Below are 20,174 nucleotides of genomic sequence, written 5' to 3'. Positions count from 1 at the left end.
CATGTGAAAACCAAAGCCAAATCAAAAGAAGAGAAAGACCACTTTATTCCTCAGCATATCGCCAACCTGTTGTGGGCCGTGGCAAAACTGGTGGACAATGGGCTGGAGCTGGAGACGACAGCGATCCTCAAAGAGACCCTGGCCGCGCTTTTGTACCATGTGAAAACCAAAGCCAAATCAAAAGAAGAGAAAGACCACTTTATTCCTCAGCATATCGCCAACCTGTTGTGGGCCGTGGCAAAACTGGGTGAGGCTATTGAGCTGAACCTGGTTAAATCTACGTTCGATTCTCTTGTCGAAAGAATCAGTGAAAACCCCCAGTTCCCTCAACAAGGTATATTGATGTCTCTCTGGGGAGTCATGGTATTTTGTGCCAGGTTTTATCTTTGTAATGGCACCAATAATAAAAGCTCGCTTGAAAAGCACATAGGTGCACTATTTTCTCGCCTGGAAAATACATTCCCAATAGATACAGAGTATGAATCCATCATTGCCATGGCCGCAAGCTGGCTTGGAAGAGCGTGTCTGGTCGTCCCCCATTACCCGACAGTTATTTCACAATCTCAATCCACCTTCCGCGATCAACTGCAATCCAGCCTTCCGTCTTTGAAGATTGAAGAAGAAAAGAGTCTGAACTCATTACCTCCGATTGACCTGCTATTGCCAGATTACAACATGGTCATCGACGTTCAGGGACCTTCTCATTACGTGAATGGTGATTTCAAAACCAGGAATGGCTCGACTTTGCTTAAAATCGTCCTGCTGCAAAAATTAGGATTTGAGGTCATTGAAATCCCGGTGAACAAGCTTTGGAAACAGGATTCAATGACAAGAGTTATTGAGCAAATTAAGACAAAGTTAGCCGTCTCGCCAGAGGCCCATGGTCCTGTGTCACCTGACAGCAGCAGGGAGTGGGCGGCAGGTGAGGAATATTTTACTGCTGATGAAGGAGGGCAATTTTCGGATGACTGTTATTTTACCGCTGAAGAATATTTAGAAGAGCAAATAAATAAACCAAAAAAGAGAAAAAGAAAGAGAAAAAAAGCCAGTAAAACTAATGCCTGTTGATGCCGTAGAGTAGTCTACATTTTATGTTTCCCATGAATTAATGAAATATAATTATGGAAAAAGGTGGTGCTGGTATAAGTTGGGCATGCACAACATCAGGTAATGATTACAATCAATCGGATGATCATACCGGTGCTTCAGGGAGTGGGCGATACAGGTATGGCACAGTGAGGCGGATGAATACTCCACTCCCCTATATCCCGGAGCGTCATGCATTTTATCGTGCTTCTGACGCCTCCTCTGCTAACCATCCACCAAGACATTCAATAAAACCGGTTCAGGATTTTAATGCTCTTATCACACAAGCAAAAATGGATGACCTGATGAGGATATCTACTCATTATGGTGATCGCTATAAAGGAAAAAAACACAGTCATTTTGCCTGTTCAATCAAACAATACACATCAAGGTCAAAACGACCATTAAATCACAGTGAACAACGCCAACTGATACCCTTGTTGCACGCTTTTAAAGCGACATCCGGGTGGACCTGGAGAAGCCTGACGACGACGCTTCATGCATTTACATCAGCGGGTGTTTTTACCCCACATAAGTACATGAATGAGAGAAGCAAGGAGGCTCAGACAGCTTTTTTGTCAACGTTACTTGATGCAGTAATTCTTAAGTGCAACCAAGAACCTGACGCCCTGGGTATTGATACCCGGGGTACTGCCAATCTGCTGTGGGCCCTGGCAAAAATGGTGGGCAACGGGCTTGAGCTGGAGACGACACCGAAGCTCAAAGAAGCTGTCGTCGCGCTGTTGCCCCTTGTGAAAACCAAAGCCGAATCAACAGAAGACAAAGACCACTTTAAACCCCAGGAAGTCGCCAACCTGCAATGGGCCCTGGCGAAACTGGTGGACAACGGGCTGGCGCTGGAGAAGACAGCGAAGCTCAAAGAGGCCGTCGCTGCACTGTTGCCCCATGTGAAAACCAGAAAATCAAAAGGCTACTTCAAGCCACAGGAAGTGGCCAACCTGCTGTGGGCCCTGGCGAAACTGGTGGACAACGGGCTGGCACAGACGACACCAAACCTCAAAGAGGCCATGGCCGCGCTGTTGCCCCTGATGAAAACCAAAGCCGAATCAAAAGAAGAGAAAGAGCACTTTAATCCTCAGCATATTGCCAACCTGGTGTGGGCCGTGGCGAAACTGGTGGACAACGGGCTGGAACTGGAGAAGGTGGCAAAGTTCAAAGAGGCTGTGGGCGCGCTGTTGCCCCTGATGCAAACCAAAGCCAAATCAAAAGAAAAGAAAGACCAATTCAAGCCACAGGAAGTCGCCAACATAATGTGGGCCTTGGCAAAACTGGGGGACAACGGGCTAGAGAAGACAGCGAAGCTCAAAGAAATCATGACCGTGCTTTTGTACAATGTAAAAAACAAAGTCGAATCAACAGAAGAAAAAGACCACTTCAAGCCACAGGAAGTCACCAACCTGCTGTGGGTCTTGGCAAAACTGGGTGAGGCTATTGAGCTGAACCTGGTTAAATCTACGTTCGATTCTCTTGTCGAAAGAGTCAGTGAAAGCTCTCAGTTCTATCACCAGGGTGTATTGATGTCTCTCTGGGGAGTCATGGTATTTTGTGCCAGGTTTTATCTTTGTAATTACACCAATAATAAAAGCTTGCTTGAAAAGCACATAGGTGAACTATTTTCTCGCCTGGAAAATACCTTGCAAATAGATACAGAGGATGAATCCATCATTGCCATGGCAGCAAGCTGGCTTGGAAGAGCGTGTCCGGTCGTCCCCCATTACCCGACGATTACTTCACAATCTCAATCCAGCTTGCGCGATCAACTGCAATCCAGCCTTCCGTCTTTGAAGATTGAAGAAGAAAAGAGTTTGAACTCATTACCTCCGGTTGACCTGCTACTGCCAGATTACAACCTGGTGATCGACGTTCAGGGACCTTCTCATTACGTGTGTGGTGATTTCAAAACCAGGAATGGTTCGACTTTATTGAAAGTCGCCCTGCTGAAAAAATTAGGATTTGAGGTCATTGAAATACCGGTGAACAAGCTTAATAACCAGGATTCAATGAAAAGAGTTATTGAGCATATAAAGATAAAGTTAGCCGTCTCGCCAGAGGTCCATGCTCTTGTGTTACATAGCAGTGGTGAGGAGGCAGCAGATGAGGCATATTTTACTGCCGATGAAGAATGGCAGTTTTCGGATGACTGTTATTTTACCGCTGAAGAATATTTAGAAGAGCAAACAGAGAAACCAAAAAAGAGAAAAAGGAAGAGAAAAAAAGCCAGTAAAAACTAATGCCTGTTGATGCCGTAGAGTAGTCTACGTTTTATATTTTCCATGAATTAATGAAATATAATTATGGACATTGGTTGCCAAAATATTTAATGTCCTCCAAAATGTTTGGAGAGTTAAAAAAGAAGTGACAATTTAAAAAATAAATGACAAATTCTCCAAAATCCTACTACATTGCATGGTTAAGCGAGGCTTGAGTATTCTGGTACTCGCTTACAACTTTTTGTACTTCCTCAGTATAAGGTATCTATTTTCCTAGTCTGCGATCAAAACAAGAAACTCGTCTAAAAGAGCAAGCAAATCATCCTTTTGAAGAACGACAGCGGAAGGTTGGTTAAAATAGCCTTTTATACTTTCCGGGGGTAATTTTAATTGGGAGATGTGATCAAATTTCCACTTGACGGCTTCAAGGTTAAAAACATGGAAAGGCTGCATTGTCTTAGAATAACTATCATAAAGGCAAGTCAACCAAATGGGAGAAGTGGCATCATCCATGTGGTGAACTGCCAGCCAATAAAAGAATGTTTTTTTTATCATCGAGAGTAAATCTAAACTCTTTTCACTCTCATGTAATTCTCTAATTTCTGACCTTATTCCGGATTTTATTCTTCCAGAAATCTTGTCGGTTACTTCTTGTTCTGGCAAAGAAGTACAATCGAAGATAATGGGTTTGTAGATTGTAGATTTTGATATATTCAGGAAAGCAGTCTCTCCGGACACAAGCTTTTCAGGGACGATAATGTAATTGCCCACAGGCTGGTGGTGGAGTTGTTGATGGATGCGATGCTGCGAAAGTCGCTCCAAAAGTGAGCGGCTCATAGTCATCGTTTTGACAAGTTTTATGCACCGCTGTGAAAATCGTTTACCACGATCTGTTACCGGATCAAGCTTGTCAATTTTTATGGATCTTAGAGAATAAGACATAAGCATTCGTTTTACCCGGCCTTTTAACTGACAGGAATCACAGAACCCGGAGAATGTCTGTAAGATGGCCAATAATACATATTTCAGAAATTCAGGCACTGAGCGGTAAAGATCACATAGCCAGTTTAAATAGTGCACATCAGGCTTTTGTGCATGTATCAGGGAGCATAATATCTTCAGATGCGAATTAAGGAAAGAATCTTTCACACTGCAATTGACCATATTATCCGCCATATGCTTATCCACTATATGCCAAGCGCTTTCTTCTATGATACTTTTCCAATCTTTTATGTTTTCACCAAACCGGTAAAACATTTGTGGTGATAATAGTATCTCCCAATAATCCGGAAATGTGCTGGTTTTTACCGGTCCTCTGTTGAATGCAGAATAGAAATCTTTAAATCTGTGCATAAACTCAGTCGAAGCTGATCTGTTTGTATTTGACTGTAAGTCATTTTTAATAATTTCAAGACAATAGTTAATCTTACTACCCAAAGAAAATCCCGGTGACTCAAGAATTTGGTCGGAATAGGCATCCCGCCTTTTAGCGGTTAGCTTCAGCTTGGAATTGTCTGGACGATGATAATCCCCCCAGTCGGGTTCTGTGATATCTGCAGTGGCCTGTCCGCCACCACCAAGTTGGTATTGTCGCCAGGTGTGGCCGCCATCGGGGCTGATCTCAACAAAACGGTGCGAAGCATTCGCTACTTGCCGCGCAGGAATACCCCAATAGTGGCAGAGCACCTGGAAAATCGTCGCCTTGTGTCGGCAAACCCCCTGTTTCTCCCTGAGCATATTCAGCAACAGCTGTTCATCTTGCCCGGTCACATTTTTGCTATCGGAAAATGTATCCAGCCAACCCATCAACGCCCTGAGTCGTTGCGGGATATCCGGGATCCCATGGATGTTACGCAGCTCTGCATAGGCTTCGCAGGTGTTCGTTTTGGGGTAAAAAATCTGCACTTCCAACAGATCTGCAAGCCGTTGACTGCACAATCCCTCTGGTAATGTCAGCCACTCGCCCGGTCTTAGCAGGGTAAAATAGGCTTGCTCGGGGGCAATGATAAAGTCCACCGTAACCGGTGATGCTGAGGCTGCCTTACTTTTGATTAACAGTTGCCCTGTCAGCTCGCTTCGGGCCAGCTCAATGGGGGTGTCCGGGGTGCAGCGCAGTGCCCGGAGCTGGTCTTTGGGCGTCATGGCAGGCAGGGGCTGCCACTGGTTATTCAGGATCAGCACAAACTTGCCGGGCAGTTCATCTGCTCCAAGGTTGGTCCGCCAGACGTTATCATCAGGCCATCCTGGCAACGATGTTAGCGTGCCATTTGTCCAGTCGATGGGGTAGTTGCGCAACCGGCCGTCTTCATCCAGACGGGTCTCCCGAAAAAAGAGACGATATTGGCGGGCATCGTAAGGGTTTTTGGGGAAGTACCTGGTGACCTTGTAGTGGGGGGGCACCAAAATATCGCCAAATTTACAAGGATAAGCCGAATGACCCGTTTGTTGCGGGTTTACCGTTGACCCGCTATTGCCGCTGATCTCCATATCTTGCTGCATGGCTTGTGCAATCGTCATGACGTCCTGATCTGTTGCCTCCGGTGTCACCGTGATTACCCGATCACCACAACGGAGTTCAGGCCCGAATGTTACCGTGATGGGCGTCAACAGTCCGGGCATGCTATTGGCTATGGTCTCAAGGTCCCGGTGCCGTTGTTCTTCCTGCTGGATTCGTTCCAGGCGTGCGGTATCCTCCTTCAGCGGAGGCAGCGTTGTCTGCAAGGCACGAAAGGGCAGTGACAGGTGTTTTCGCAAGGCCTGATTCCAATGTTCAGGCCGCTGACTGGCCAGCTGCCGGGCGCTACTGAACAGGTCGTTTAGTGCCAGTTGCACCGGGCGGTTCTGTTGATGCAGTGCTGTGGCCAGTTGGTGGAAGTGACCCGCCAGCCATTTGGGCAACCCGTCAGGTATCTTGGGCAAACCCCGCACCAGCCCTTCCAGTTCTTCCGGGGTAAGGGCAGCCAGCCTGACCTGGGTGCAGCGGCTCGTCAGGGCCTTGCTCAGCGCTTCCCGTCCGGCAAAATAGCCGGGATTGATGGTGGCAAACAGGCGAAATCCCCGTGCTGCATGGCCGGTCAACACATGATTCAGCAACCCTTCTACATAGTGGCTGGGAATCAGGTTAAGCTCACTGATGGCGATCAGTTGCCCCCGGCTCATCGCCTGCTTGACGCTTTCTGCCAAAGAGGTCCACTGGTTCGGGTTGGCATTGATATGGACAAACGGGCGTACTGTCCGTTGTTTCCTCTCCTGCTGTTGTTGCCAGAGCCGGATGGTTCTGTTCAGCACAAAATCCTTGCCCCAGCCCGCCGGCCCTTCCACCAGCATGGCGGTGCGTCCCGAGTCATCCTTGTCCAGACTTTGCCAGTAGTGATAGACCAGCTGCCGGACAGGCTCCGCAGAGAAGTCTCCATCGGTGTTGGCGGCCTGCAGTCGTTGGATAAAATCAGTAAAGCTCGCGTCAACCCCCGCCAAAAGGGACGGGTCTTCCTTGAACTGGCCCCGGTACCAGGCGTTGAGGGTGTTCAGCCGTTGCTGGTATTCCGTGGTTACAGCACCGGCCAGACTGTCCATAAATGCCCGCCTGATCAGGGCGTTGACTTGCGCTGGCGTGTCGTCGCCGGTCGCGGAACAGTGACGGAGAATCTGGCGAACGGTGGCCAGCACATCGGTGATATCTCTGGGTGTAGTCTGGCCCTGCAGCGCCCGGAACTGGTTGTACAGGGTTAATAGCCGGTCACGGGCCTGGTGTTTCAGGTGCTCAGGCCAGGCCTGTGGCAGGTTGGGCAGAATGATGGCGTTGGCCAGCACGGTGTCCGGCAAGGGGTTATAAAAGAAGGTGGGAATCCGTGATTTCAGCGTGTTATCAAGGTGCCGTCCCGAATAATGATCCGGATTACCGGTGAGAATAATCCGGTGCCGGTTGTTCAGTTCGTACTCCCGGCCCTGATAATGGAGCACCGGTGGCTGCCGGGTTAAACCGACCAGGGGGGCAAGCAGACCCTCTGGCACCAGGTTGGCTTCATCGAGCACCAGCAGGGGCGGATCTTTCGATAATACCCACTGCAGCAGTGGCCCTTCACAAAATTCGGTGCCATGGTCCTCCGCCCCATTGCCCACTGAATAACTCACCAGCTGCGGTCCACCAAACAGGGCTTCTGAGGTGTGGTTGGGCCCAAGCTGAAGCACCTGACAGTCTGGATAACCAGCCCTGGCCGCAATGGCTCTGGCCATAAAGGTCTTGCCGGCTCCGGCCTCACCCTGCAGGAACACCACGGGATGCTCCCGGACCCTCTGGGCCAAATGCTCCAGACGCCGCTCCTGCCGGGACCAGTGATGGCGCTGTCGGGCAAGAAGGGCATCGGGCAGATCCTGACACGGCCCGGGTAACTGATCATCAACAAAGGCAGTGGCCAGTAACTCCCGAATCTGTTGTGATTTCTGTTGATCGGTCTGATTTAGAATGGCGGCAATCTGGCTCTCCAGCGTCCCGGCCGTTTGGCTGATGATGGTGCCCTGCCTGAGTGATGCCCGGTGAGCAATCAGGGTATCTTTTAAGGTTGAGCGCAGGTTCCCGTCAAACCAGCGTTTTTGCCGGACCAGCCGAAGATCAACACCCAATCGCTGTGCCAGGGGCCGCTGCTGTGCCCGGGGGGCGGCGGCGACAATATAGGTGGCCAGCTGGTTCACTGCGTCGTGAGATACAGGATACGGGTCTTGGCTGCCTTGGTGTACCGTGGCCGGGCAGTGCCGGGCCAGCGCCCAGAAATCAGCCTTGATGTCCCTCAGTTCCGGGGCCGGGTGGTGGGCCAGCCATTGCTCCAGGGCGGATCGGTCGGCCCGGTTGTCGGCGGGTTGATCCGGATAATAACCGGCAATTTTCGCCTTGATGAAACTGTAAATCTCCGGATCGCCGCGATACGCCTTGGCCAACAGCACATGCAAGGCTCGGCGTTGATGGCAGGGCAGCAGCCCTGGGCTACCGTCCAGCAGGCGTTCTGCCTCGGCCTGTTGCTCAAACCGATACTGAAAATCGTCCCCGGTCCAGGGCGGCTTGTCCGGATAGTGCCTTTGACAGGATTGGGGCAGAGACATCAGCAGGGAGTAGACCGGGTTTTCCGGTGCGGGTGGTTGGCTGTCGGAACGGTTGAGCAGGGCGTTGATCAATGCTGAGCCGGTGGTTTGCTGCCCCGGGGGAGGCGTGAAGGTGACCTGTGCCTTTGGCAGATCCATCTTATGCCCATGAATAAACAGGTAAGGGGCGGGCAATAACAGGGTTTCCAGGTTGGCAGCCAATTCCGGGTTGCGCTCCAGACCATAAAGGGTCGTTGGCGTCCCATTGACCAGGGCATCCAGCAGTCGACTGTTGGTCAGGGAAAAAGTGAAACGGCTCTGGCTGGTGAGGTTGACCTGTTGCAGGGATTCCAGGGTATCCCCGGGGTTGATCTGATAGGTAAAAGTGGCGCAGTGTGGGTTGCAGGCTCCCGTGGTTGGACAGTCACCAGCCCTTGCTGGGAGCAACAAATCGGTTGGCAAATTGGCAAACAACTGTGGTCTTTTACTCTCCGGTAATTCCTCCAGTCGGCACAATAACCATAACCACTGTTTGTCATCCAGCTCGCCAGTAAGCACCAGTTGCCTGCAACCTTGCAGCAGATTAGCGAGCATATCCGTTTGCACAACGGCAGTGCCCTCTACCATCACATGGCCTTTGAGACGCTCGATTGAGCTGCCGTTAATCACCACAAACGGGCTCTGGGAACAAAAAACGGTGCTGTCGCTGATCGTCTGGTCTTTCCGGGCATTGAGTTCGGTGGCACAGACATGGGCTACGGACAGGGATATCTGTTCAGGCAGTCGGACCCATTGCTTGTTGGCGGTGAATCCGCCAACCCGTATGGCCGTTGCCAGGGCTGCCTGGAAGCCAGTGTCTTCCCAGGGTGCGTTGTTAAACACCAGATGGGTATTCTCTTTCAGGTTAGCCAGGGCGCCATCAGAAAAAAACAGCTGCCCCCGGTCATTGAGGGTGATACCACCGAACAGTCGGCGGTACCAGTGGTCGGTGGTGGCAAAGTTGATGGTGATGCGGGGAGCACTGGCCGGGATATCTTCCGTGGTTTTTTGGGCCAGCAAGGTTTCATCGGTCACCGAATCAGCAATATAGCAGTCGGCTTCTGGTACGGCCTTTTCATGCATTTGCCCCAATCTGCGCCAGAGGTCGGGGTTGGCGAGCTTACTTCCGTCCAGCATCCCGTGGTTGACCAGAAATACCCGCCGGATGTGGTCACCCAGTGGTTTATCGTTACACTTGGGTCCCACCTGAAGAAGGTCATTAAAGCTGGCGATATCACCGGGTGTCATGGAGGTCAGGTCAAACACCAGGGTCATCGGCTCATCCGTAAACAGTCGGCCTTCCGCTTTTTTTAATTGGCCGCCCTCTAGCCAGGTTTGTTGCATCAGGCCATGTTTTTCCAGATCATCCAGCGCGCGAATGCAATACGTTGCAGGCTGTTCATGGCGTAATTGATCAATAATTCGCTGTTGGGTTAACGGAGTATTGGCAAAAAAGAACTCGCCGGTGCTCAGGCTCTGATGGACCGCTTCCTGATTCGTTGAGCGGGCGGTGGATTGATTACTTTGCAAGTGAGAGGTAACTTGACAGGCGACTGTCGTCCTTTGTCCTAAGTCAGGCGTTGGGACTTTTTGGGGTTCTATTAATCTTGATCGCTGTGCTGAAGGCTGCTCAGGCGCTGCCACGTCACCGGGAAAGACTGATGTTTTCCTTTTGTCTCCCGCTCGATGTAATAAAGAATGGGTTATTGTTTGATTTGGCAAGGAGTGGTAGTTGATAGTTTCATTGGTTGTTTTGTCCATTTGATCATCCATGCCTGATTTATGAATGCCGGTGTCAGGAAATTATGGACAACAAAATAATAAGAACGTTCCTTCCGGGTTGAAGTTATCCGGAATCTTTTTGGCACTTTAATGCAGTCTGCTCAGGGCCTGTTGACGTTTCGTTGTGTGCTGAGCTTGCAACGAAACGTCAACAGGCCCTGGTTTCACCTCATAAATTTCAAGAGGGTCACCCTTTCCCGACTATGGCACAGGCAACAAAGTGCCCATCATTGATCTCGTTAAGGTGAATCTCTCTGGAGGTGCACTCGGGTGCTGCATACTTGCAACGGGGCGCAAAGCGACAGCCAGGTGCCGGGTTGATGGGTGAGGTAATTTCGCCCTGCAACACTTCCCGTTCCATCTTATGGTCCAGATGAATCGAAGGAATAGCCGATAACAAGGCCCTGGTATAAGGGTGAGTCGGGTTGCTGAACAAATCCCTGGCCGGTGCTTTCTCAATCAGCTGCCCAAGGTACATAACCGCGATTTCATCGGAGAAATGCTTAACCACCGATAAATCGTGAGTAATGAAGATATAAGTGAGTCCAAGCTGCTCCTGCAGATCCTGCATCAGGTTCAGAATCTGCGCCTGAATGGATACATCCAGCGCCGATACCGGCTCATCACAGATAATGAACTTTGGTTTCAGCGCCAGCGCACGGGCTATACCAATACGCTGCCGTCTACCACCGTCCAGCTCATGGGGATAAGTGTTGACCAGTCGAGGGCTAAGGCCAACCAGCTCCATTAATTCAGCGACACGTTCAGTCAGCTCCTGCTTATTCTTAACTTTGTTGTGAATCAGCAGCGGTTCACCAATGATCTCACTGGCGGTCATCCGGGGGTTCAAAGAGGCAAAAGGATCCTGGAAGATAATCTGCATATCTTCACGCAGTCGTCGCATCTGATCTTTGTTGAAGTGGCGAATATTCTGCCCTTCAAACAGGATGTCGCCATCGGTGGCTTCCAGCAACCGCAGGATAACCCGGCCGGTGGGTCCGTTGGGTCCGGCATCATGCCTTTAATGGGGTTCAGTCGTCCAACCGAGTGATCGAGATCGGGAATCGAACCAAGCAGCCCCCTGGTGTAAGGGTGTTTGGTATTTTCATAGACATCGCGAATATCACCGCTCTCCACCACTTCACCGGCGTACATAATCGCCACTTTATCGCACACCTGGGCAACAACCCCCAGGTCGTGGGTGATCAGAATCATCGCAGTGTTGTAACGGCTTTTCAGATCTTTCATCAGATCCAGTACCTGGGCCTGAATGGTGACATCCAGCGCTGTGGTCGGCTCATCTGCGATTAGCAGATCCGGGTTACAGGCAAGAGCAATGGCGATCACTACCCGTTGTTTCATACCGCCGGAATGCCCACCATCTCCAGCATTTCGCCAGCTTTCTGGCAAGACGCTTTTTTGCTGACGTCTTCGTGGATAAGGATCACTTCGGCAATCTGCTCCCCGACTGTCATCACCGGGTTCAGAGAGGTCATGGGATCCTGGAAAATCATGGAAATCCGATTACCCCGAACGCCACGCATTTTCTCTTTTGGCATTTGCAGCAGGTCTTAACCATCAAAGACCACTTTTCTGCCACCGTAGTAGGGCAGTCTATTCTCGGTCAGCCTCCTAGTTATAAGGTCGGTTCGTATGCACTTATTGGGTATAAGAACCGACTCCCCACCGTCATCCCCTGTTAAACTCTCATAATTCCGTTAAGAAACCGGTTCTTCCACATCCTAAAGGTCCTTCCCATGCAGACTATTTTCGCTCAGCCTCCGGGGGCTGCCAGGTATTAGCGCATTTATAGTACTCCGGCAGCAATTCCCCGGGGACTGATCACTTTTCACATTTTTCTCACTGGAAGTTTATTGGTGCATTAGACCTTTTTTGGCTTTTCTGCAGTAACAATGAACGTCTTGTTAATTTTATTGTCTTAAAACCGTGAACATAGATTTCCAGGTTAATTATTTTTAATGCCGCCACCGGTCTCGTTTCGGCTGATTGCATCAGATGTTGAAAATTCGATGTCAGAGGCTTTGCCAATAAATTTTAAAAACTATTATTTATGAGAGTGGATGATGATTGTTTCAAAGGAAAATCAGATAATTACCCAACCTGATAACTCCGACATTGGCACTCAAGGTCTTCAACCAACAGCGCATTCAGTCGGTATTTGTTCTAAATCTACTTTTGACGGAAAGTCTGTCTCTCCTGCCAGCGCTAATCCCTTGGCACCGGCGCTGGCACCGCCTGTTACCGATGTCGCCATATCGGCAAGGAATGTAACGCTTGATTCTGAATGTACGCCTATGGCAGAGACACACCTAGATGATCCGGTGTCCTGGTCACAATTACTGCCGCAAATTAATGAGGAGCTAACACCTGATAAGCAGCTCCTGTTTGCCATTTATCTGGGGTTACCCACAAAGGATATCGAAGAAAAAATCAAGGAGCGTGAACGTCAAGGGCTGAAAAAGGAAAAATTTGATTATCTATCCTGGTATTCCCGGCAACAGGAGGGCAGGTTAATTCTGGAAAAAATGACGATCACCCATGAAACACTGCTGACGATGCTGGCGGGTATTTCCAGGCTCGACCTGGCTGAACTGCACTGCGAAAAGTTCGGTATTGCCCTTGATCTGTATCAGTTCTTTCATGAAAATTCTGCTATTGCAAAGGATCAGAATGGGAGGCTTACAGAATGGCCGTACAGCGTGCAGGCTCCAGATACTGATGCGGCCCTGAATCATGAACTGGACTTTTTCAAGTTGTGCCAGATCTTCCGTAAAGATCCCTATCTTTACTATGTTCCAACCGCAGTCCTGGCGTTTGCAGCTGGATACCCGGAGTTAATGGTGTCGCAGGGTTTACAACAAGAATCCGTACACTCACTGGGCTTCTCAACCAACCTTCTGTTCAAGAAAATTCTGGATATTAAAGGGGGGAGTATCAGTACCAGAGAGCTGGTAAAAATAATCACCGTTCCTGAACTTCTGGCCATAAGTTCCGCGCATCGCTTGATTCAATCCCTGCAAGGGCATTCTGAGCCTCATGGTACCAGCAATAAACGCGAATGGGACTTCCGGATAGCTCGTCTGGGCTATGATCTTGCAACCATAGGAATAGATGCTGAATCCTTCAGCCAGGCTCTTGATTTACCAGTGCACATAAACCAGAAAATTCTCAGTAGAGTTGGTAAACACGAGCCCTGTTATAGCAATATTTCACGATTACTCCGTGAAGCAGAACATTGCCTGCCAAAACTCACAGCAGGGCACATTGCCTATGCTTCGATGGTCGCTGCGAAATCCTGTGGTCTTGATAAGGAATTATCGGATCTTTTCATAAAAAACAGTAAGCTTTATTCTGAGTTTCATCATTTAAAGGACATACAGCCGCCAGCAGTCAAATCACTCTGTTGGCAGGAGGATGGCATCTCCACAGAGATGGCCGGTTCAGAACCGCTGACTATGGATTTTTTGAGATGTTTGCCATTAAGCCATAACTGGCATGCGATTGGCATAGCCATGGGATTATCACCAGAAGAGCTGGATGTTATTGGCAGCAAGACTTCTCGAAACGGTACCGTATCAGTAGAAAGTCTCAGAGTGGCAGCTTGTGAGTTGTCCAGAATACTGGTTCAACCCGAGAAGGGCCTGGAAACAGGGCATCTCTATCAGGTTCTGCAATATTTGGATGATCAAGCTGCACTGGCTTACTTTCCTGAGCATCTGTCAGTCTATGCTGACAGCCCATTACCTGAGCCTATCGCTCAATCCCTTGAAAATGGCGCATTAATAACCCGTGTTTTTCGGACTTTTGATCCAGAGGTGCTATCTCGCTATCTGAAATCATTCAAGAGCTATGATCAAATGAACGCTTTCTGATTATGTTCAGTCCCGTGCCCGTTTTGCAGCCACTCACACAAGTGCTCTTCCCCGGGTTCGGGTAAGATCTCTCCACCTTCCATGATCCATTGGGCAGGCATTTCAAACATGTCTGTTTCCAGCTCTTTGTCTGTGAGTATCATCAATTGGCAGACGCGTCTGGACATTTCCTTTTGTAATGTTTCTCGCATCTCAGCGGTTCGACCTTTTCGTATACCACCATAAACATGCATGGCAACGCCGTCGTTTAACGTGGCATTTTCCCAAAACATCACGTTTACAAATGTTTCCGGAGCACCTGTGAGGCCGCAATGAACATTCATGATCAAGTTAGCTAATTCAACACGCCTAGAGTTCGGTAAGCTTTTTGGTGTGGTAACAGTGTACAGTGGCATAGCGCTATCCTTGATTTATTTTTATAACGTAACACTGGTGTTGTAATAGCCTTTCTTAAAACGCCCCATCATAAAGCGCATCAGCATTTTCAACATGGTCGATTTACGTTTGGACGGTTTGAATCGATTGACCAAACCCCGCTGAAACTTTTCCGATTCGGTAAAATCACTGGATGCCAAAATAATCTGATCCTGTGTGCAACCGGTAATCTCCTGCCATTTAGCACACACTTCCGACATAAAAGGGTGCCGCCTGGACGCTGGCAGGCCATCTTGCACGGGCAGTTGTACACTGGATGCGGAAGACAACTTGCCAGCCAGATAGGCCTGACCATAGGGCAAGGTTAACCACATAAACACCAGTTTATAGTCAGGACCAAAGTGCTTTTGGTATATATCTTTTATGGAGGATTCCAGTTGCTTGATTTTGCTATACCCAAGAGAGCCCTCCTGGATAGTACACATCACGCGGATGGACTTCATATCTTCACCTTTCGTGCTTTTCTTATGAAACCATCTTAGAAAGTAAATACTTTGATAGACAGTGAATTGTTTTTTGCCCCCCTGAGAATCTGGTGCATAGGAAATGATTGTTGGGATGGGGCAAGGAGTTTGTCATCCTGCAACGAAAATGTAAAATGTAGTAATCACTCATGGCTGAAATGATCTGGTCCATTGGTATTTTATCGAGCATTGCCAAGCTAAGCAGACGGCACGCTTGGTGCCATCTGCTTGACTGACTCGTTAGCTACATGTTGACCGTTGCATTTGCCTGGCCACAGAAATGTCTGAACTATTCTTTGAACTTGCCAAGCCATTTACTACACCTGAATAATCTGATGCTGTTTTGTTTTGACTCAACTTGAAGTTGCCGACTATATCATCAATAACGAATTCCAAGCCTACAACAGCATTTACCAGTTTCTTAGTGAACTCTGCTGGTGCATCTGAAACTGACCAGGGAAGGTTTTGGTTTAGTTCATGAAAGTCAGAAATCTTGTTGAGAAGTTGCAAAATCCAGTTGCTTTCATGCTTGAAAAATACTCGTCCTCTAACGTGGACGACAGAATAATTCCACGTTGGAACGGCTTTACCTGTTTCTTTTTTCGATGGATAAAGATTCGGGCTGATATATGCGTTTGGCCCGTGAAATATGAGTAGAGCCTCCTCACCGTCGACGACCTTTTTCCATAACGGGTTCGCTTTGGCAATGTGACTTTGAAGTATTACCTGTTCATTTTCTTGTCTCTGAAGATAAAACGGAATATGGTCTGCATCCAAAGTATTTTCGGCTGAAACTATCAGTGTACCAAGTGGATATTCTTGAATAAAACTGTGCAGTTTACCCAAGTTTACTTCTTTAAATTTTGATGGAATGTGCATATTTACTCTAGGCAGCTAACTGAACTATAGGCGTCTCATTCTCACTATGCCTTTTTTTTGGAACACAGACAAAATAAGTTCACTATCCGGAATCCAGATCATTAGGTATATTTCAGAGCCATTACAATAGGCCAAATTACTCTAAATTATTCAGCCTGTTGGGGCAAATCCATCCAGAGAGTCCGTCCCATGCAACGAACGTTATTCAATCACTTCTATCAAGATACCGTCCGCTGGGGAGATTGTGATCCGCTGGGGCACTTGAATAATGCCGCTTATATGCGACTCATTGAATCCGCACGCCTGGACTACTTTTTTAACATACTGAAGCTTGAAATGAAGCCTTACGAAATAATAAGCAGGATAATTAATCCATGAGGTCAGAAGAACGTATATGACAACCACATCGCCTTTATCAGAAGAACTTAAGTTACGTTCTGGTTCAGTACTCAAAAACCGTATTTGCAAATCAGCCATGAATGAAGCCATCGCCACAGGAAAAGGCGGTGTTGTCAGACAATTTGAAGTGTTATACAGAACCTGGGCAGAAGGTGGCTCCGGACTGCTGATCACCGGTAATATAATGGTTGATAAACGCCATGCCAATGAACCGCTGGCCGTGGCTGTTGAAAACTATGATGATTTTCAACTGTTGGAATTATGGGTTGCAGGCGCTAAATCCAAAGGTGGTCAAATTTGGGCTCAGCTCAACCATCCGGGCAAGCAATCGCCTAAATTTCTCAATGACCAACCCCTGGCACCCTCTGCCATTCCTTTAGCGAGCGATATGTTTATCCCACCTCGGGAACTTACCGAGAGTGAGATTAACGACATTATTCGTCGATTCACTACGACAGCTTTAATCTTAAAAGAAGCAGGGTTTGATGGTGTTCAACTTCATGGTGCCCACGGTTATCTGATCAGCCAATTCCTGTCACCAAACCATAATAAGCGTAATGATCAATGGGGCGGTTCCCTTGAAAATCGCATGAGATTTGTCAAAGAAATTTACGCATCCATCCGGGAGAACGTAGGTGAGGGCTTTGGTATCGGCATTAAATTAAACTCTTCAGACTTCCAGAAAGGGGGTTTTACTCAGGAAGAGTCCATCGAGGTATGTCAGCATCTGGATAAAATGGGCATCGACCTGATTGAGGTTTCTGGTGGCAGCTGGGAAAATCCGGTCAACCGGCGGGGGGAGCAAAAAGAAAGTACAAAGAAGCGTGAGGCGTATTTTCTGGAATTTTCTGAACAGCTTAAGAAAAATGTATCGGCACCCATTATGGTCACCGGCGGATTCAGAAGTCAGCAAGCGATGGAAGAGGCGATTAATTCCGGCTCAGTGGATGTTGTTGGTCTGGCGCGACCCTTTGTCGTTGATCCCAATCTGGCCAACCATCTACTGACTGGCACGAATTACCGCTCCAGTGTAGAACCCATTTCCACCGGTATTAAAAAGATCGATGATATGGCTATCATGGAAATCAGCTGGTACACCGATCAAATTCGCCGGATGAGTGAAGGTTTGCCCCCTAAGACCAGGGTTCGTGGTGCGTTTTCAGCGTTTAAAGTGCTGTACAACTTTTAGAAACGGGGCCAACAGGTAAAGCGTGTTCGAGCATAGTCGGCGACTGTCTTTAGCCTGTTACTCAAGTCGGGAAGCCCTCTTTAATCATATCCACGGGGCTTCTCTTTTTGCTGATTACTGCGCCTCCATATACTGGGCAAACAGATCCACGATCTCTTTTACAATAGGCATTAATAAGGTTTCCGGTTTTACCAGGCATTGACTCTGCCAATAGATGTCATAGGGAAATTCCAGTTTCACCAGCTCTCCGGATTTAAATTCATTCAGGAATAAAGACTCTGGTCCGGCCGTCACATAATCGGAATTCATGACAATGTATTTTGCCATGGTGTAACTTTCGCAAATGATGTCCGGCTCTAATTCGGCATTTTCCAGATACACCATAACCTGTCCGCCCAGGCTGGCGGGTATGTTAGGCGTAATGATTTTGTAGTTCGATATTTCCTGTAAATCTTCGACCTGCCTGCCAACTGCGTCATGACCTTGTCGCACGGCTACCACCAGTTTTTCTGAGGTTTTCAGCGGGGCGACAATATCATCCGGAACATCAGAATCAACAAAGGGGCCAACCGCCAGATCAATCTTGCTTTTTTTCAGCTGATCCAGCAGTGCATCAGCCGACATCGTGACGACAGAAATTTTAAACTGATAATCTCTCTCAGCAAAATCAAGCAATACTTTGGCTAACAGCTGCTGTTCGATAATGGGGCCAACCCCCACTCTTACCGTACCGCCCACCATATCCGACATAAGCTCCAGCTGACGTTCAATCACTTGCAACTGAGCTCTGAGACCATTGCCTTCTTTAATCAGGAATTTGGCGGCCTCTGTGGGTACCATACCCACGCTATCCCGATTAAACAGTTCGACACCAACTTTCTTTTCAAGGCGGCTGATTTTTTTGCTCAGGGTCGGCTGTGAAACACTTAATATCTCGGCGGCTTTGTTGATACTGCCTACTTCAGTAACCACTTTGATCATGTGAATATCAGATATGTCGATCACGTCATTAGCGCCCTGAGCATGAGTATTGCTGGTTTCAGGCATATTATATGTGTTCCTGTGAAATATACAGTGGTCAGTTGTTTAACCCGGATATTTCATCACTGAACTTTTATCAACAGCTGATGTCCAACTGTTCAGAAAATGTGGGTCGATCGGTACCATACATTGGTAAATTGCGCTTTTCAGATGTCTATTATGCAAGCTCGGGTTGTAGATCAGGTTTACCAGGGAGGCCATAGAGCAGTGGTCAATCCTCCATCAGCTGACATGTCTCCCCATATAAGGGCGAAAGCAATCACTTTTGGCAGATATGTCGGACTTTGTAGTGGAGCGCTAATGGGGCTGGTTTCATGTGGCCTTATGGCTCATACCGATTTACCCTGTCATTTGGATAAGAGAATCTGTTTTATGTCTTCGACGATATTGGCAGTTACGAGCATAGCTGCTGTGACGGCTGCTTTGAATTGTTTAATGAGCCGCGGCGGTTTTGTTTACGAGTATAACTGTGCCAGTCTTGATGCAGAGGAGCGGCAAGTGGCATAGGGCCGCTTGCCAACCTTGATAGTCAATATATATTCCATAACGAATACACATTAAGTACTCTTATGGGGAATATGATTTCATTTGGTTAACTACTTAATGCTTAGTGACGGATTCACCCCCGGGTTGGCAGAAATGGCAGAACCATCACAGACATACATATTCTCGTAGCCGAAGACCTGGCCTTTATTATTGATAACGCCGGTATACCGATTCTCGCCCATCACACAGCCCCCGAGAATATGTGCCGTGGTTGGTGTTCCTAACAGCGCTTCCGGTGATGAAGATGAGGCTCTACCAAAACCTGCGTAAAGCATCGCCCAATGCGGGCGGTGATAATAAGCAACAAGCCCGTAGAGGGCTTGCAGAACCGGAAGTCTTAAGTATTTACAGGTGTTTAGTATTTCTGTAATATTTGCGACATGAAAACAAAACGTGCTTTTAAAGAAAGATTCTACCCAACACCTGAACAGGAAGCACTCCTTGCTCAGTCGTTTGGTTGTGGCCGTTTTGTTTATAACAACACCCTCCGTTTTCGCACTGATGCCTACTACAAAAATGGGCAATCTATCTCCCATTCCAAGGCAGAAAAGCGGCTTGTGTCGCTCAAGACAGAGTTCCCATTTCTGGCTGATGTATCCAGCGTCATCCTGCAACAAACACTCAGGGATCAGCAGGAAGCCTTCAAGAACTTTTGGGCTGGCAGGGCGAAATACCCCAAATTCAAAAAGAGACATTCGAGGCAAAGTATACGGCTGACAAAGGCCGCTTTCAGCATGAAAAAAGGCCAACTGTTCATCGCCAAAAGCAAAGAACCGCTGAATATCCGCTGGAGCCGAGAACTTTGTTCTGAGCCTTCCAGCATCACCATCAGCAAAGATCGGGCGGGCCGGTACTTTGTTTCCATGCTTTGCGAGTTTGAAGCTAAACCAATGTCTATCAGCAACAAGACAGTAGGTATTGATTTAGGTTTAACCGATCTGTTCATCACATCGGACGGTAAAAAATCCGGCAATCCCCGTCACACCCGACGCTATGAGCAAAGGCTTGCCTACCTTCAGCGTCAACTGGCTAAAAAGCAGAAAGGCAGTAACAATCGAGCCAAAGCAAGGCTCAAGGTTGCCCGTGTCCATGCCAAAATAGCCGACTGCCGGATGGA

The 20,174-nt window shown here is 48.2% G+C and carries 15 protein-coding genes; 6 read left to right on the top strand and 9 right to left on the bottom strand.

What is annotated here, in order from left to right; translation table 11 throughout:
• Both ACO6UY_RS21880 and ACO6UY_RS21875 read left to right on the top strand, forming a co-directional pair.
• The coding region (locus ACO6UY_RS21880) for an RAP domain-containing protein (protein WP_422491222.1) at window positions 1–1,068 on the top strand (1,068 nt) is incomplete at its 5' end.
• A gap of 53 nt (window positions 1,069–1,121) precedes the next feature.
• Window positions 1,122–3,338, top strand: coding sequence for a DUF1601 domain-containing protein (locus ACO6UY_RS21875; protein WP_422449608.1), 2,217 nt, complete (start codon window positions 1,122–1,124; stop codon window positions 3,336–3,338).
• Between the two features lie 252 nt (window positions 3,339–3,590).
• Here the strand turns inward: ACO6UY_RS21875 and ACO6UY_RS21870 are convergent, their stop codons facing one another.
• The 4 genes from ACO6UY_RS21870 to ACO6UY_RS21855 all read right to left on the bottom strand — a co-directional run bounded on the left by ACO6UY_RS21870 (window position 3,591) and on the right by ACO6UY_RS21855 (window position 11,770).
• On the bottom strand, window positions 3,591–9,959 hold the full coding sequence (locus ACO6UY_RS21870) for an AAA family ATPase (protein WP_422491220.1): 6,369 nt from the start codon (window positions 9,957–9,959) through the stop codon (window positions 3,591–3,593).
• Between the two features lie 439 nt (window positions 9,960–10,398).
• On the bottom strand, window positions 10,399–11,139 hold the full coding sequence (locus ACO6UY_RS21865; protein WP_422463552.1) for an oligopeptide/dipeptide ABC transporter ATP-binding protein: 741 nt from the start codon (window positions 11,137–11,139) through the stop codon (window positions 10,399–10,401).
• Complete coding sequence (locus ACO6UY_RS21860; protein ID WP_422491219.1) at window positions 11,058–11,573, bottom strand: oligopeptide/dipeptide ABC transporter ATP-binding protein; 516 nt, start codon at window positions 11,571–11,573, stop codon at window positions 11,058–11,060. The genes ACO6UY_RS21865 and ACO6UY_RS21860 overlap by 82 nt, the downstream gene beginning before the upstream one ends.
• Window positions 11,570–11,770 (bottom strand): hypothetical protein, encoded by a 201-nt coding sequence (locus ACO6UY_RS21855; RefSeq protein ID WP_422491218.1) that lies wholly within the window; start codon window positions 11,768–11,770, stop codon window positions 11,570–11,572. Before ACO6UY_RS21855 ends, ACO6UY_RS21860 begins: the two co-directional genes overlap by 4 nt.
• Window positions 11,771–12,526: 756 nt before the next feature.
• On the opposite strand from ACO6UY_RS21855, the gene ACO6UY_RS21850 reads away from it, so the two are divergent.
• On the top strand, window positions 12,527–14,104 hold the full coding sequence (locus ACO6UY_RS21850) for a hypothetical protein (protein WP_422491217.1): 1,578 nt from the start codon (window positions 12,527–12,529) through the stop codon (window positions 14,102–14,104).
• Here ACO6UY_RS21850 and ACO6UY_RS21845 read toward each other — a convergent pair.
• The 3 genes from ACO6UY_RS21845 to ACO6UY_RS21835 all read right to left on the bottom strand — a co-directional run bounded on the left by ACO6UY_RS21845 (window position 14,086) and on the right by ACO6UY_RS21835 (window position 15,882).
• Entirely contained in the window at window positions 14,086–14,499 is a 414-nt protein-coding gene (locus ACO6UY_RS21845; protein ID WP_422463542.1) for a hypothetical protein, read from the bottom strand. The genes ACO6UY_RS21850 and ACO6UY_RS21845 overlap by 19 nt on opposite strands.
• A gap of 21 nt (window positions 14,500–14,520) precedes the next feature.
• Window positions 14,521–14,982: a hypothetical protein gene (locus tag ACO6UY_RS21840; protein ID WP_422449625.1), complete on the bottom strand. Its 462-nt coding sequence runs from the start codon at window positions 14,980–14,982 to the stop codon at window positions 14,521–14,523.
• Between the two features lie 261 nt (window positions 14,983–15,243).
• Window positions 15,244–15,882, bottom strand: a complete 639-nt coding sequence (locus tag ACO6UY_RS21835) for an FMN-binding negative transcriptional regulator (protein WP_422491215.1) — start codon at window positions 15,880–15,882, stop codon at window positions 15,244–15,246.
• A gap of 189 nt (window positions 15,883–16,071) precedes the next feature.
• On the opposite strand from ACO6UY_RS21835, the gene ACO6UY_RS21830 reads away from it, so the two are divergent.
• The gene (locus ACO6UY_RS21830) at window positions 16,072–16,260 is read left to right on the top strand and encodes an acyl-CoA thioesterase (protein WP_422491213.1); all 189 of its coding nucleotides are present in this window, start codon (window positions 16,072–16,074) and stop codon (window positions 16,258–16,260) included.
• A 16-nt stretch (window positions 16,261–16,276) separates the two neighbouring features.
• On the top strand, window positions 16,277–17,470 hold the full coding sequence (locus ACO6UY_RS21825) for an NADH:flavin oxidoreductase/NADH oxidase family protein (RefSeq protein WP_422449628.1): 1,194 nt from the start codon (window positions 16,277–16,279) through the stop codon (window positions 17,468–17,470).
• Window positions 17,471–17,584: 114 nt separating this feature from the next.
• Here the strand turns inward: ACO6UY_RS21825 and ACO6UY_RS21820 are convergent, their stop codons facing one another.
• Complete coding sequence (locus ACO6UY_RS21820) at window positions 17,585–18,517, bottom strand: LysR family transcriptional regulator (RefSeq protein WP_422449629.1); 933 nt, start codon at window positions 18,515–18,517, stop codon at window positions 17,585–17,587.
• Window positions 18,518–19,107: 590 nt separating this feature from the next.
• Window positions 19,108–19,332, bottom strand: coding sequence for a GMC oxidoreductase (locus ACO6UY_RS21815; RefSeq protein WP_422491212.1), 225 nt, complete (start codon window positions 19,330–19,332; stop codon window positions 19,108–19,110).
• Window positions 19,333–19,437: 105 nt separating this feature from the next.
• On the opposite strand from ACO6UY_RS21815, the gene ACO6UY_RS21810 reads away from it, so the two are divergent.
• On the top strand, window positions 19,438–20,174 hold a 737-nt coding region (locus ACO6UY_RS21810; protein WP_422491210.1), incomplete at its 3' end, for an RNA-guided endonuclease InsQ/TnpB family protein.

The sequence above is a fragment of the Endozoicomonas sp. ALE010 genome (assembly GCF_049310165.1).
Taxonomy (GTDB): Bacteria; Pseudomonadota; Gammaproteobacteria; order Pseudomonadales; family Endozoicomonadaceae; genus Endozoicomonas.
This window is presented reverse-complemented; position numbering and strand designations above follow the sequence as displayed.

Bases quoted from the DNA above. Each gene is read 5' to 3' on its own strand.
- ACO6UY_RS21875 (WP_422449608.1), top strand. From the start codon at position 1,122: ATGGAAAAAGGTGGTGCTGGTATAAGTTGGGCATGCACAACATCAGGT.
- ACO6UY_RS21860 (WP_422491219.1), bottom strand. From the start codon at position 11,573: ATGAAACAACGGGTAGTGATCGCCATTGCTCTTGCCTGTAACCCGGAT.
- ACO6UY_RS21855 (WP_422491218.1), bottom strand. From the start codon at position 11,770: ATGCCAAAAGAGAAAATGCGTGGCGTTCGGGGTAATCGGATTTCCATG.
- ACO6UY_RS21850 (WP_422491217.1), top strand. From the start codon at position 12,527: ATGGCAGAGACACACCTAGATGATCCGGTGTCCTGGTCACAATTACTG.
- ACO6UY_RS21845 (WP_422463542.1), bottom strand. From the start codon at position 14,499: ATGCCACTGTACACTGTTACCACACCAAAAAGCTTACCGAACTCTAGG.
- ACO6UY_RS21840 (WP_422449625.1), bottom strand. From the start codon at position 14,982: ATGAAGTCCATCCGCGTGATGTGTACTATCCAGGAGGGCTCTCTTGGG.
- ACO6UY_RS21835 (WP_422491215.1), bottom strand. From the start codon at position 15,882: ATGCACATTCCATCAAAATTTAAAGAAGTAAACTTGGGTAAACTGCAC.
- ACO6UY_RS21830 (WP_422491213.1), top strand. From the start codon at position 16,072: ATGCAACGAACGTTATTCAATCACTTCTATCAAGATACCGTCCGCTGG.
- ACO6UY_RS21825 (WP_422449628.1), top strand. From the start codon at position 16,277: ATGACAACCACATCGCCTTTATCAGAAGAACTTAAGTTACGTTCTGGT.
- ACO6UY_RS21820 (WP_422449629.1), bottom strand. From the start codon at position 18,517: ATGCCTGAAACCAGCAATACTCATGCTCAGGGCGCTAATGACGTGATC.
- ACO6UY_RS21815 (WP_422491212.1), bottom strand. From the start codon at position 19,332: ATGCTTTACGCAGGTTTTGGTAGAGCCTCATCTTCATCACCGGAAGCG.